Annotated in this window: 10 protein-coding genes; 3 read left to right on the top strand and 7 right to left on the bottom strand. The window is 54.9% G+C overall.

Features of this window, described 5'->3' with window-relative positions:
* Positions 1–448: 448 nt before the first annotated feature.
* Genes EL29_RS00565 through rbsK form a run of 3 tightly spaced genes read right to left on the bottom strand, consistent with a single transcriptional unit; the run spans position 449 to position 3,711 of the window.
* Entirely contained in the window at positions 449–1,462 is a 1,014-nt protein-coding gene (locus EL29_RS00565; RefSeq protein ID WP_028714796.1) for an aldose 1-epimerase family protein, read from the bottom strand.
* Positions 1,459–2,784 (bottom strand): L-fucose:H+ symporter permease, encoded by a 1,326-nt coding sequence (fucP, locus tag EL29_RS00560; RefSeq protein WP_013024528.1) that lies wholly within the window; start codon positions 2,782–2,784, stop codon positions 1,459–1,461. Before fucP ends, EL29_RS00565 begins: the two co-directional genes overlap by 4 nt.
* A 9-nt stretch (positions 2,785–2,793) precedes the next feature.
* Positions 2,794–3,711 carry a ribokinase gene (gene rbsK, locus EL29_RS00555; RefSeq protein WP_028714795.1) on the bottom strand — a complete coding sequence of 306 codons (918 nt, stop codon included), beginning with the start codon at positions 3,709–3,711 and terminating at the stop codon, positions 2,794–2,796.
* 385 nt (positions 3,712–4,096) lie between these two features.
* On the opposite strand from rbsK, the gene deoR reads away from it, so the two are divergent.
* Together deoR and ettA are read left to right on the top strand one after the other, a co-directional pair.
* Entirely contained in the window at positions 4,097–4,861 is a 765-nt protein-coding gene (gene deoR, locus EL29_RS00550) for a DNA-binding transcriptional repressor DeoR (protein WP_024472311.1), read from the top strand.
* A gap of 238 nt (positions 4,862–5,099) precedes the next feature.
* Entirely contained in the window at positions 5,100–6,767 is a 1,668-nt protein-coding gene (ettA, locus tag EL29_RS00545) for an energy-dependent translational throttle protein EttA (RefSeq protein WP_013024525.1), read from the top strand.
* Positions 6,768–6,803: 36 nt separating this feature from the next.
* On the opposite strand, the gene EL29_RS00540 is transcribed toward ettA, so the two are convergent.
* Positions 6,804–7,700, bottom strand: a complete 897-nt coding sequence (locus EL29_RS00540) for a LysR family transcriptional regulator (protein ID WP_013024524.1) — start codon at positions 7,698–7,700, stop codon at positions 6,804–6,806.
* A gap of 95 nt (positions 7,701–7,795) precedes the next feature.
* Here EL29_RS00540 and EL29_RS00535 point away from each other — a divergent pair, with 95 nt between their 5' ends.
* Positions 7,796–8,797 (top strand): zinc-binding alcohol dehydrogenase family protein, encoded by a 1,002-nt coding sequence (locus EL29_RS00535; RefSeq protein WP_014606636.1) that lies wholly within the window; start codon positions 7,796–7,798, stop codon positions 8,795–8,797.
* 45 nt (positions 8,798–8,842) lie between these two features.
* On the opposite strand, the gene EL29_RS00530 is transcribed toward EL29_RS00535, so the two are convergent.
* From EL29_RS00530 to EL29_RS00520, 3 genes are read right to left on the bottom strand one after another with little or no spacing between them, the layout of a single operon-like run.
* Positions 8,843–9,598, bottom strand: coding sequence for a fimbrial biogenesis chaperone (locus EL29_RS00530; protein ID WP_028714794.1), 756 nt, complete (start codon positions 9,596–9,598; stop codon positions 8,843–8,845).
* 1 nt (position 9,599) lies between these two features.
* Positions 9,600–10,883: a fimbrial protein gene (locus EL29_RS00525; RefSeq protein ID WP_022622277.1), complete on the bottom strand. Its 1,284-nt coding sequence runs from the start codon at positions 10,881–10,883 to the stop codon at positions 9,600–9,602.
* 14 nt (positions 10,884–10,897) lie between these two features.
* Positions 10,898–13,420 (bottom strand): fimbria/pilus outer membrane usher protein, encoded by a 2,523-nt coding sequence (locus EL29_RS00520; RefSeq protein ID WP_033765501.1) that lies wholly within the window; start codon positions 13,418–13,420, stop codon positions 10,898–10,900.
* Between the last annotated feature and the right edge of the window lie 3 nt (positions 13,421–13,423).

Genomic DNA, 13,423 nt, shown 5'->3' with positions numbered 1-13,423 from the left:
ACGATAATAACAACATTAATAATAATCATTATCATTCAACTTTTAAAAGGGTAAGCATTCTCATAAAGCTGGCTAATGTCTTTTTATGTGATCAAGATCACATAAAACAGCTTATGTTCGGCGCGGGAAGAGGAAGAGATGGCGAAAATCACCTCCATCGGTGCGAAAACAAAAGAAGAAGGGTTCTCAGCCGGGCAAAAAACAGGAGGCGTGACGACGGGGTTCTGACATAACGCGGCATACCGGTGTGTTTATCCGGTCTGAAGAGGCCGGCTTCAGTAAGAAGCCAGCGCGAACGAAGATACCGACAGGCTATCCAGCGCGTTTCGCCACCGGGATTATCCGGGGCGTATGACGCTCCCGGAATCCCAGGGGAAAAAGACGATGCGATAACAACAGCCTGTTTCACCGGGTAAGGTTACGACCCTGAAGCGTCGCCGTACGGGTTTTACAGCAGACCGGTTTCGACCTGAAAATGGCGCTGCTCGCCGGGCATCAGCGCGATTAACGTTCCGGCGCGCGTTGCCGCAGCAAAGCCTTCAGGACGGCAGGTGGCGGGCAGCACATAGGCAGCAACCTGTTGATCCGCATTATGCAGTATCCAGCGCGTGGCATGCGGGAACTGCGCAGTAGAAAAGCGGGTCATCAGGGCGTAACCGTCCGGAGAATGGAGTTCAAACTGAACGTTCTCACCGTACTGCGCCAGACGATCGGCAAAGAAGACAATCTCTGGATCGTACATCTCGGGTTGATCCAGCCGGCGTAAAGCGGCGGGATCGCCGGCAAGGGAAGCGGTAAAAGCGGTCCATTGCGACGTGGGCCGCACATGTGCCGGTAGGGAGCGGCGCAGCTGAAATGCCTCATCCGGTATCGTCTGCCTGAACTGCCCCTGCGCCACCCACGCGCTGTTGATGTGGCACATGTACTGCAACGGCATCGGCGCGCCAGCCAGGTTGGTGACGCTCATCTCCAGCACCAGTCGTGCCTGACTGGCCCCTAATCTTACCGCCGGAGCCGCCCGATAGTGGTGACCAAACCCCTTGATGTATTCGGTTTCGCCCTCCACCGAAAGTCTGTCGCCCTCCAGCACAATCCATGCTGTATCCATGCGTGCGCAGGCCATTTCGCCGTGCAGCGCGTGCGTGTCTTCCGCAGCAGGGCAGCCATTCGCCAGCAGGCCAGAGTGAAAGGCAAAGCAGCCATAGGTATCGATAATCGAATCACCCGGCAGCGGCTGTTTAAAGCGATGTCCCATGGTTAATGCGCGGCCGTCAAAATTCACGTCCCACACCATCTGGCCCAGAAACGGCAACACAATTATCGTGCCCCGTCGGTTGTGAATGCGAATGGCTTCAATGCCCGCAGGATAACGAAACAGCTCGACGCTGAAGTCCTCGCTCTCCAGCAGCAGGCCAGGCGTGTAGGTGAACTGTTCGCGACAAAGCGGTAAACGGGTTTTCATCGCCCCTCCTCCGCCAGGTTTCCGCTAAGGCGAGGCTGCTTTTTGTGGCGCAGCTCGCCCCAAAAATAGAACCCAACCCATGCGAAACACAGCAGCGATACGCCGAATGCCAGCTGCATCGATCCCAGGTGATCGGAAACAAAGCCCTGCAGCGCGGGCACAAAGGCCGCACCCACAATGGACATCACAATAAATGCTCCCGCGACTTCGGTGTATTTACTGTCAACGGTCGCGAGCGTCCCGGCATAGATCGTCGCCCAGCACGGGCCAAACAGCACGCTGACAAACACCGCGGCGTAGACTGCTGTGAAATTGGGCACCAGCATCACGTAGCCCAGCGTTGCGATGCCAAGGAGTGAAAAGGCGATAAGCACTTTCTCTGGCCGGAAACGCGTCATTAAAATGTTGGCGACAAACTTGCCAATAAAGAAACAGATAAAGCTGTAAATCATAAAGCTGGATGCCTCGCGCTCATTGGCCGCTCCCAACGTAAGCGCCAGACGGATGGTAAAGGACCACACCGCCACCTGCATACCGACGTATAAAAACTGTGCCAGAATACCGCGTTTAAAATGGCGATTTTTAGCCAGATAGCGAAAGGTTTCCCCCAGCGTTGGCAGCGATTTTTCGTTGCTTTGCGGCTTGCAGCGTGGATAGCGGGTGAACATAAACAGCAGCATGACAACCACCAGCACCATCACCAGATATTTATAGGGTTCCAGGGTATGTTCCAGCATGGACAGGCGGAAGGCATGCGCCTGCGCCGCCGTCATGTTTGCCATTTGCGTTTCCAGGCTTTCTCCATCCTGAAACACCAGATATTTTCCCAGCACAATGCCCATCAGCGCCCCCACCGGATAAAACGTCTGACTGATGTTAAGACGCAGCGTGGCATGCTGACGCTGTCCGATCATTGAGCTATAGGTGTTCGCCGCCGTCTCCAGAAAGCTTAACCCAATGGCAATGGCAAAAATCGCCGCCAGAAACATGGTGTAGGTTGCCATATGCGAGGCGGGATAAAACAGCAGGCAGCCCAGGATGTACAACGCCAGACCGGCTAATATAGCCAGCTTGTAACTGGTTTTACGGATCACCAGCGAGGCAGGAATCGCAATCAGAAAATAGCCGCCGTAAAAGGCGCTCTGCACCAGGGCGCTGGCAAAATCGCTCAGGGCGAAAACGCTTTTAAACTGCGTAATCAGAATGTCATTCAGGCTTGCCGCACAGCCCCACAAAGGGAACAGGCAGGAAAGCAGAATGAACTGGAACAGCGGAGTCTTATTTAGATAACCGTCATTTTGCTGAACAATGTTCTGGTGCATGGCTGTACCTCACTGAAGGTCAAGAAAGCACTGAAATTCCGCTGTATCAGGATAAGAACGTTGTGTGCCGCGCGCCGTCACGCTAAAGGCCGCGTAGGCGGAGGCTTTGGCCATCGCCGCAGGAATATCGCCCGTTTTCACCAGTTCATGAGCGAAGCAGCCGATAAACGCATCACCCGCACCGCTGGTATCCACTGCCTTAACCGGCACAGGCGCAACCTGGTGCTGTGTCTCTCCGGTCATCCACAACGATCCGCGACTGCCCAGCGTAACGATCAGGTTTTTCAGGCCACGTTTCAGCAAGGATGCACCGGCCAGCCTGACGTCATCATCCGTCCCCACCGGCATCCCGGTAAGAATTTCCAGCTCCGTCTCATTGGGCATAAAAAAGTCGCACTGGCAGGCATAGCGGATATCCAGGTCTGCCACGGCGGGCGCAGGGTTGAGGATGACGCGAATATCATGCTGACGGGCAAAATCGATAGCGTAGTACACCGTTTCCAGCGGAATTTCGAGCTGAAGAATGATCAACCGACAGCGTTTCAACGCATCACCCGCAGCATCAATATCCGCCGGCCTGAGGTGCTGATTCGCGCCTTTGATAATTAAAATGCGGTTTTGCGACTGATCATCAACAAAAATGGGGGCCACGCCGCTGGAAACCCCTTTTTCGGTTGTGACATAACGCGTATCCACGCCCTGCTGTTGCAAATTAGCCAGCGTGGTGGGCGCAAACAGGTCATCGCCGACTTTACTGACCAGCATCACCTCGCCACCCAGTTTTGCTGCCGCCACAGCCTGATTGGCCCCTTTTCCCCCACAGCCAATCGCAAAATCGGGTGCCTCAAGCGTCTCTCCAGCTTTAGGAAAGCTGTTGGTATAGGTGATTAAATCCACCATGTTTGAACCAATAACGGCGATATCCATTTTTCCCCCGGTAATGAACAGCTAAAATGTTATAAAAATAACACTACCAATTCACCGGCGTTTAATATGTGATAAATTTCACATTTAACGTGACATTATTCCGCAATTTATCGGATTTTCTGCCCTCCAGATGTTACTATTATAACAAAATCAGCTATCTGAACGGTGCGTTATTCTTAGCTTTAGTGCAGGTTTGCGGGGTAATAACATTGCGGGTAAGATGAAAAATCTTACCCGGTGAGCACGCAACACCTTATATTTTTTGAAATTTGTCACAGCCTCAATAAAACCACGTCGATTTCAGGTAAATTTAATTGCGCGATAACAATGTGACAGGCACTGACGTATGACGTCTTCTTCAAGGAATACAGGTTCAGAAATGACAATGGAAACCCGCCGCGACGAACGCATTCGCAAACTGGCTCTGGCACTTAAGCGCACCGATAAATTACATCTGAAAGATGCCGCACAGCTGCTGGACGTCTCCGAAATGACCGTGCGTCGGGACTTAAGTGAACCGACATCGAGCGTGGTATTGTTGGGCGGTTATATTGTGAGCGATCCCCGAAACCACGCCGGACACTATTTCATCTCCGATCAACATGGCCAAAATGCGGCCCGCAAGCAGCGGCTCGCTCAGGCAGCAGCCAGCCTGATTAGTGAAAACGACACGGTGTTTTTCGACTGCGGCACCACCCTGCCCTATGTCGTGGATGCGATTCCGGATGAGCTGCCCTTTACCGCCATCTGCTGTGCCATGAATACCTTTCTCGCGCTGAAAGAAAAACCCGCCTGCAACGTGATCCTGAGCGGCGGGGAATTTCATGCAGACAATGCCTTATTCACGCCCGTCGGCGGCCATTCCATTCTGGATGACCTGTGTCCCAGCCTGGCGTTTATCTCTGCGGCTGGCGTAGATCGGGATCAGGGAGCGACCTGCTACAACCTCAACGAGCTGCCGATGAAACACCATGCCATGCTGCGCGCCCGCCAACGTATTTTGGTTGCCGACAGCAGCAAATATGGCAAAGTGCTGCCCGCGCGCATTGGCGAGCTCGCCCGCTTTGATTTACTGGTCAGCGACAGCGCGCCCGAACCCGCCCTGCGTGAGTGGTTAACCCAACAGCACATTCCCGTCCGCCTTCCTTGACGCTTTTCTGTCACGCGGCGGCAACAGGCTATTGCTAAATTCTCGTCGCGGACAGCAGACGCGCTGCGCTAAGGCGGCCGTTTGCTGCTCCATCTGACAGCGGACACAAATCAAACAGTTACGCCTGACTGCACGACTGCGCGGAATTATCCCGGCGCATCGGCTGTGAATAGGCGGCGAAAAAGGCTAAACTTCGACATCATCCAAACGACAAACAGACCCAGAGGCTCAATACAACGTGGCTCAATTCGTCTATAGCATGCATCGCGTCGGCAAAGTAGTTCCGCCCAAGCGACATATTCTCAAGAACATCTCCCTTAGCTTTTTCCCCGGCGCGAAAATTGGTGTACTCGGCCTGAACGGTGCGGGTAAATCTACGCTGCTGCGCATCATGGCCGGTATTGATAAAGATATCGAAGGTGAAGCTCGCCCACAGCCCGGTATTAAAATCGGCTACCTGCCACAGGAACCGCAGCTTAACCTTGAGCACACCGTGCGCGAGTCCGTTGAAGAAGCCCTGTCCGAAGTGGTCGGTGCGCTGAAACGTCTTGATGAGGTTTATGCCTTATACGCTGAAGAAGATGCGGATTTCGATAAGCTGGCTGCCGAGCAGGGACGTCTGGAAGAGATCATTCAGGCACATGATGGTCATAACCTGAACACGCAGCTGGAACGCGCCGCCGATGCCCTGCGCCTGCCGGACTGGGACGCAAAAGTCGCAAACCTGTCTGGTGGTGAACGTCGCCGTGTCGCGCTGTGCCGCCTGCTGTTGGAAAAGCCCGACATGCTGCTGCTGGACGAACCGACGAACCACCTGGATGCCGAATCTGTCGCCTGGCTGGAGCGCTTCCTGCACGACTTCGAAGGGACCGTGGTAGCGATTACGCACGACCGCTACTTCCTGGATAACGTTGCTGGCTGGATTCTGGAACTGGACCGCGGCGAAGGTATTCCGTGGGAAGGTAACTACTCCTCATGGCTGGAGCAGAAAGATGCCCGTCTGGCACAGGAAGCCTCTTCCGAAGCCGCACGTCGTAAATCCATCGAGAAAGAGCTGGAGTGGGTACGTAAAGGGCCAAAAGGCCAGCAGTCTAAAGGCAAAGCCCGTCTGGCTCGCTTTGAAGAACTGAACAACACCGACTACCAGAAACGTAACGAAACCAACGAGCTGTTTATTCCGCCGGGTGCCCGCCTGGGTGACAAAGTGCTGGAAGTCAGCAACCTGCGTAAATCCTACGGTGACCGCGTCCTGATTGACGGCCTGTCGTTCTCCGTACCGAAAGGCGCCATCGTCGGCATCATCGGCCCGAACGGCGCCGGTAAATCAACGCTGTTCCGCATGATGTCCGGTCAGGAACAGCCGGACTCCGGCGAGATTGTGCTGGGTGAAACCGTGAAGCTGGCTTCTGTCGATCAGTTCCGTGACAGCATGGATAATGCCAAAACCGTATGGGAAGAAGTCTCCGGCGGTCAGGACATTATGCGCATCGGCAACACTGAAATGCCAAGCCGTGCCTATGTCGGACGCTTTAACTTTAAAGGCGTGGATCAGGGCAAACGTGTCGGCGAGCTGTCCGGTGGTGAGCGTGGTCGTCTGCATCTGGCAAAACTGCTGCAGGTTGGCGGCAACATGCTGCTGCTCGATGAGCCAACCAACGACCTGGACATTGAAACCCTGCGCGCGCTGGAAAACGCCCTGCTTGAGTTCCCTGGCTGCGCCATGGTGATCTCGCATGACCGTTGGTTCCTTGACCGTATCGCGACCCACATTCTGGATTACCAGGATGAAGGCAAGATCGAGTTCTTCGAAGGTAACTTTACCGAATACGAAGAGTACAAGAAACGCACGCTGGGCGCGGATGCGCTGGAGCCGAAGCGTATTAAGTACAAGCGTATTATTAAGTAACACAGGGGCGGCAGCGATGCCGCCCTTCTCTTTTCTTCAGTGGTAGAATTCGCGAAACACCGGCGACTGCAACGCAAATTCAATGTACTTCATCAGCGCAGGCGAGTTCAGTTTTCGGCTGGGATACACCAGCCACAGTTCATTCCCCTCCATTTCCCATTCCGGCAAGACCTGCACAAGGCGCGCATCATGCATCTCTCCGTCGATTAAAAAGCGCGGCAGAAGCGTAATACCGGCACTGCCCAACGCCGATTCGCGTGCATACAGTAAATTGTCAGTGAGGTGTGCAGGCGGGAGCAGCCAACGGTGATACTGATCGTGCCGTTTTAGCACCCACTCGTTCCAGGCCCGGTGCGCAATGCAACGGTGCGCGGCTAACTGCTGAGGATGGGTCACCGGAGGATGCTGATCGAGATAGGCTTGCGCGGCCACCAGCGAGCGCTGGCAGTAGCCAACGCGCCGACCAATCAGAGACGACTCCTGCGGCTGGCCGGTGCGCAAGGCCAGATCAAAACCGTCCTGCACCAGATCGCGGATATCATCCGAAATGGAAATATCCAGCGTCACATCCGGATAGCGCCGTAAAAACGCGGCGTTGCAGCGGGCCAGTAAGGTTGCGCCAATACCCGCCGGGCTGGTAATGCGCAGGCGACCGCTGGGATTTTCCCGCAGACTGGCAATAGCCTGCTCAGCACGTTCGCTGGCCTGCATCATCTCCTGGCAATGCAGCAGGTAGCGTTCGCCCGCAAACGTCAGGTTTAACTGGCGCGTGGTGCGGTTTAACAGGCGAATGCCCAGCCGCTGTTCAAGCTGGCTGATGCGCTGACTGACGCTGGATTTGGGTAAGCCCGCCCGTTCTGCCGCGGCGGTAAAACTGCCACACTCTGCCACTAACGCAAACAGCGCCATATCCTGCCACTGACGAAACGCCATTGTTCACCTCAGACGAACACGCTAATAACGATTGTCCATCTTATCAGTATCGCCTCAGGGTTCTACACTTGAGAAAACACTACAGGAGATAAACCATGTCTGTTCGCGCGATTGCCGTCGATCCCGAAAACCCAAAAAACTTCGTCGAAATTTTTCCAGAAACCCTCACGCCTGGCGAATATGACCTGCGCGTCCAGGTGAAAGCCGCCTCGGTCAACCCGGTGGATACCAAAGTCCACAAAGGGGCGATCAAAAATGGTTTACAGGTGCCGCGTATTCTTGGCTGGGATGCCAGCGGTGTGGTACTGGAAACCGGCAGCAAAGTCAGCGGCTTTAAGCCAGGCGATGAGGTTTACTACGCGGGCGATATTACCCGCCCGGGCAGCAACAGTACGGAGCAGTTGGTCGATTCACGCATCACCGGCCACAAACCGAAAACCCTCGACTGGGCGGCTTCTGCCGCTATTCCCCTGACGGCGCTGACCGCATGGGAAGGCCTGTTTGAACGGCTGGATATGGCCGCCGCACGTGAAGATCAAACACTGCTTGTCGTGGGCGGCGCTGGCGGCGTCGGTTCGCTGGCCATTCCGCTGGCAAAAATGCGCAGCAAAGCCAAAGTGATTGCCACCGCCTCACGGGAAGATTCCGCCCAGTGGTGCCGCGATCGCGGGGCAGACCTTGTCATTAACTACAAAGACATGGTTGGGGAGCTGGAAAAGCACGGTATCAAACAGGTCGATTATATTTTCTGCCTTAACGACACCGACGGCCATTGGGAAACCATGAGCCAGCTCATCGCCCCTCAGGGCCATATCTGCACCATCGTCGAGAATGAACATCCGCTGTCGATGGATCAACTGAAGTTAAAAAGCGCCGCACTGCATTTTGAGTTCATGTATACGCGCAGCATGTACAACACGCCAGACATGGCGCAGCAGGGTGAAATCCTCAATACCGTCGCCAGCCTGCTGGACGAAGGCAAGCTGCAAAGTACACTCAACGAAACGCTTCATGGCCTGAGTGTGGAAACGCTTGAGACCGCTCACCAGCGCGTGCTGGAAGGCCATATGCGCGGCAAGGTTGTCATGGTTTACTGATCACTCGCGGGTGCCAGACAATAGGGGCACCCGCGTACGGTTATTTTACGGGGAAGCCGAAGCCTGACTCAGCGTTGCCGTGAAAACCTGAGGATTACCCTGATCGTCCAGCGCGGTAAAGTTAAGGCTGCCCTCACCTGTGGCTAAAGGCGGCTCATCACCCATGAGGGGATATTCTTTATGGGTGAAAGGTGCCAGCGTTTTATCCCCGTCCAGATAAACGGGATAACGTTTCCCCCCTGCCGTCACCGTCATTTTTCCCGGCGTAAAAAAGTAACGGCTATGATTCATGGCCTGAATAAAAAACTGTCCCTGCTTTTTTCTTACCTGAAAGGTGACCGCGTTTACCCGTGCCGCAAAGGGCGTAATGTCCGTGAACGGCCGGTTAATCACTTTAAGCTGAGTGTTCAGCGCCATGCTGATCTTGTCGTTGTCCGCCCGTAGCGTGCTTTTTTTCACTGCGCTGATCTCGTAAAGATTGAGCCAGTACAGGGATTCCCGATCCTTTGGCAGCTGTGCGGCCAGCTCGGTGCGCAGAACCGCAATCTGCTTTTTTTCATCTTTATTCAGCGTAAAAACGCCGGGAAGCGCAACAAAGGGAAAGGCTTTACTGCCGGGTGATCGTTCCGGTGAACCGCCGTCTATCCAGGTCTGGATCAGTACAGGCGCGTCACCACTGTTGACCAACAGCAACGGAATTTGTACCTCGCCAGGATGAAAGATGAGCCGGCTTTGCTGTGGAATCACTGCGGCATGGGCATGAATCGCGACAGACATAACTAACCAAAAAAACGTTTTCATGTTATTGCAGCCGAATAAGGATGGATGCGGTCGCATCGACACGGCCCGCCGTCACTGTTTGACCGGGAATCTTTGCAAGACGGGCACTGAACGTACGCTGGTACAGCTTTTCGTCACTCTGCTGGCCACCGCTGATAACCTGCGCGTCTTCCAGTACCGGCCGCCAGCCCGCATTACTGCTGAAGCTGCTCCAGCTCAAAAAGGAGACAGGCTGACCACTGGACGTCTGTAACTGAATGCCGACGCCTTTTGCCAGTGAAGGATCGCTGTCATAGCGATCGGACACCAGGTAGCGCGAGATACCGCCTGCCGTCGTCAAACTCAGTTGCTCGGCCTGCAGCCAAGCCGCGTAACTTGGCTGGAAGCCCAGAGAGAGCTGGCCTGAGTTAATACCCGAGATGTTCTCGGTCCCGTTTGCACAGGCCAGGGTAATGCTGAGCGGCGCTGTCACGGCCTGGCCTTCATTAAGCCCGTTGATGCTGATGCCAGGGAAAATGACGTTTGCGGTATAATTTTCCACCCGACAGCCCTGGGTCATATTTTGCGTCAGGGTGGCGACCGGCGCGGTATTCATCCCAAAGGCCATATAACGTCCGGAACCCCAGGTTTCAAAATGGTTCCAGCTGTCCTGACCCGCTTCGGGCACATTCATTCCCGGCCCCATAAACACCACATAGCCATTGGGCTGATTACAACTGTATGCGCCGGTATAATTATCGGCTGCCGCCCAGGGGCAGCCCCATGACGCGTAACCGGGCGTGCGGTTGTTGCTGTCGGTACGAATGAGCTCCGCGCTGATGGGGCTGAAATCGCGCCCCCTGATCTTGATTTTGTTCCCGTCTATCTCATACTGCGTGAGCGGCACTTTTTGCCAGATACGGGTAAAAGGCTTACCGCTGCGCACGTGAACCAGCTTTAATGCGGTAAAAGGAAAATAGGTCTGGAAATAGTTGTTCCCCATGTCCCAGGCACCGCCAACGTTGCTGTCACCGTTGGTGGCGAAGACTTCAAACAGTTGGTCTTTATCAGCAAGGTCACACTCGTACAACACGCGATCGGGATTATTGTTAGCCACAGACGGCACCACCCGAAACACCGAACGGGCCAGCACGGTGCCGGCGGGCTGATAGCGAAGATTCATTAACCCGATATTGCCGAAATTCAGGGGCGCACCACAGGCATCACAGCCTTGATCGACCGGCTGTATACGCGTGCAGGTCGCGTGAGCCGGGAGCCACACCGTCCAAAAAAATACTGTTATTACCGCTAAAATGCGCTTCATCATTTATACCTCAGATTCTAAAAAAGACAGACGGCATCCGCGTAGGTGATCACCGCGTCGGGCTTGGGTTTCGGGATGCGGTAATCAATTAAACAGGATGACTGTGCGCCCTCTCCCCAGACGGCCTTCAGTTGCCCCTGAGTTTTAGCCACCCGCAACCAGGCATTGCCGCCCTGACCAAATGTCCCCACCCGATTGCCCGACGCGTCCAGCAGATCTGCGCCCATCGGCACCGTGTTATCGCGATTGGTGCGGGTCTTTAACATGAGCGGATAACCGCGTAAGGTTCTGAACGACACCTTCACCATCGCACCGGCATAGGGCGCGACGATTTTCTCGCTGTCCTGTATCTCAACATGGCTATCGCTGCCGCCGGCTCCCAACGAAATCCGGTTGTAGTGATAGGGGTTAAGCGACGGCACCAGGGCATAGCCGAAGCGGTCGATCTCGGTACCCTGGCTGTTGAGAACGTGGGCGTTCCTGGCGCCTTTCGCTTCGACAAGGGCGAAGGTGTCGCCGAGATAATTGCCCAACGTCACGCCGCCGCTGTGGATCACTGCTGCGCCCATCGCGTTAACGGACATCTGGTTAAACCGCGAAGAGGTCGATGCGGTACCGGTCACGCTGGCTTCTGAAAACTTTTTGCCCAGGCTGCCACTTAACGTCGTATCACGTTGCTGCTGATCGCGATTCACATTTACGCTATAGCTGGTGCCGCTCTCGCCGCTCAGTCCGCTGAGCGACGCGTTGTAGTTACTGCCGTTCTGGCTTCCCCGCGTGCCGCCCAGAGCCAGATAGGGTGAGGTGGCGTCCGAGCCCAACGGCACAGAGAGGCTGACCTGCAACTGGGTATCTTTATAAAAGGTATCGTCTGCATGCTGGGCCATCACCGCCATGCGCGGATCGGTTGAGTAGGCTCTGCGCGAATACTGGCGGGAGAGCGAAATATTCAGCGCGATATTTTTGGGCAGCACCGTGCCATAGCCGACCTGAAACTGCGTCGTCCGGGAGCGTCCATCATAGTAATTTTGCTTCGAGCCAGAGAGATAGACATTGCCCCACTGCCCCAGCGTTTGATTAAGGGTCATTTGCAGGCGGTTACGCTGCATATATTCGCTGTTGATAAGGTTGCGGCCGGGCGTTTCTGCATTATTCAGTGCAATCACGTCGTTAAGATCCCGGTAACCCTGAGTGGAATACTGGTATCCGGCAAAGGTCAGTGTGGTATTGGTAGGCTGAAAGGTTCGACTGTAACTCAGTGCGTAACGCCATCCCTGGGTCGACTCACCGCCGTTCAGATCGGCTTCAGAATACGCGCTGTTAAATCCCACTGCGCCGATGTCAGAGGCCCAGACGCCGCCGGCCAGCAAAGCATGATAGCGTTGGCCCAGCCGTACGCCGCCATTAAGGGTGATGGCGTTGGTCAGTCCGTGCTTAACGGTTAATTCGGTAAAGGCGTTGTATTTACTGTAATCCCTGACTTTACCGGCAGCAAAGTTGTAGTCCGTCCGGCCAGGACGCAGCGACTGCGGTAACACCGCATAAGGCACGCTAAATCGATGAAGGCTGCCGTCAGACTCCTGAACCTCAACGCTGAGATCGCCGCCATAGCTCACCGGACTCAGGTCATTGATGATAAACGGACCCGGCGGGACGGTTGTCTGGTATATCCGCTGCTTGCCCTGCCAGATTGTTACCCGTGCATTACTGTTTGCCACGCCGCGCACCACCGGGGCATAACCCCGAACAGAATCCGGCAGCATACGATCGTCAGAGTCCAGACTGACGCCGTTAAAACTGACAGCAGTAAATAAGTCACCGTTACTGAAAAGTTCCCCTATCCCCGCCTCACTTCGTAAAGTGGGCAGCGCACGTTGCACCCAGGCCCGGGCGCTTTGCCAGCGATTGCCGAACTCGTCATGGGTGAAATTTCCCTGCTGACGGAAACGCCACATCCCGACGTTCATACCACTGTTAATGCCCAGATAGGTGGATTCAAAACGCTGCGCATTTTTATAATCGGAATAAAACTGGTTAAGGTTGTAATTCACGAAAGCCATGGTATCGCCCGCCGTCAGGTTTTCGGGCGCGATATAGCCTACGGGCCGCTGGACCAGCATCGCCTGAGGAATGGTCACATCCACGCGTAAGCTTGCCGTATTCACGTTGACGGTCGCGCCGGGCAAAAATGCCTCAGGCCGTGCGCAGTCTTCCGCCTTCAAGGCGGACAGATAAGGGGTTTTGACGCCAAACGCCCGATAAAACGGCGAGGTAAGACACACGGAGAGCGGCCCTCCGGCGCGCACGATTTGCAGAGCCGTGGATTGCTGGAACTTACCATTGAGGTAAAGATCGACATCGTAACGGCCAGGCTGAAACCAGGCATCCTGTGAATCAACGGGCATCGCAACCTGTCCCGGCATCATTTCACGGATTAAAGCAGGATCAAACGTATAGTCATTTTGCGCATCAGCCGCCTGACTTGCCCTGGCTGCAATCAGGCTCGAAGCGAAGAATAACAATAATGTGGCTTTATTCATTTC

Source organism: Pantoea ananatis LMG 2665 (assembly GCF_000710035.2).
GTDB lineage: Bacteria > Pseudomonadota > Gammaproteobacteria > Enterobacterales > Enterobacteriaceae > Pantoea > Pantoea ananatis.
This window is presented reverse-complemented; position numbering and strand designations above follow the sequence as displayed.

Excerpts from the sequence above, each read along its gene's own strand:
- EL29_RS00535 (WP_014606636.1), top strand. The coding sequence starts at position 7,796 with ATGTCTGTTCGCGCGATTGCCGTCGATCCCGAAAACCCAAAAAACTTC.
- EL29_RS00525 (WP_022622277.1), bottom strand. The coding sequence starts at position 10,883 with ATGATGAAGCGCATTTTAGCGGTAATAACAGTATTTTTTTGGACGGTG.
- deoR (WP_024472311.1), top strand. The coding sequence starts at position 4,097 with ATGGAAACCCGCCGCGACGAACGCATTCGCAAACTGGCTCTGGCACTT.
- rbsK (WP_028714795.1), bottom strand. The coding sequence starts at position 3,711 with ATGGATATCGCCGTTATTGGTTCAAACATGGTGGATTTAATCACCTAT.
- EL29_RS00530 (WP_028714794.1), bottom strand. The coding sequence starts at position 9,598 with ATGAAAACGTTTTTTTGGTTAGTTATGTCTGTCGCGATTCATGCCCAT.
- fucP (WP_013024528.1), bottom strand. The coding sequence starts at position 2,784 with ATGCACCAGAACATTGTTCAGCAAAATGACGGTTATCTAAATAAGACT.
- EL29_RS00565 (WP_028714796.1), bottom strand. The coding sequence starts at position 1,462 with ATGAAAACCCGTTTACCGCTTTGTCGCGAACAGTTCACCTACACGCCT.
- EL29_RS00520 (WP_033765501.1), bottom strand. The coding sequence starts at position 13,420 with ATGAATAAAGCCACATTATTGTTATTCTTCGCTTCGAGCCTGATTGCA.
- EL29_RS00540 (WP_013024524.1), bottom strand. The coding sequence starts at position 7,700 with ATGGCGTTTCGTCAGTGGCAGGATATGGCGCTGTTTGCGTTAGTGGCA.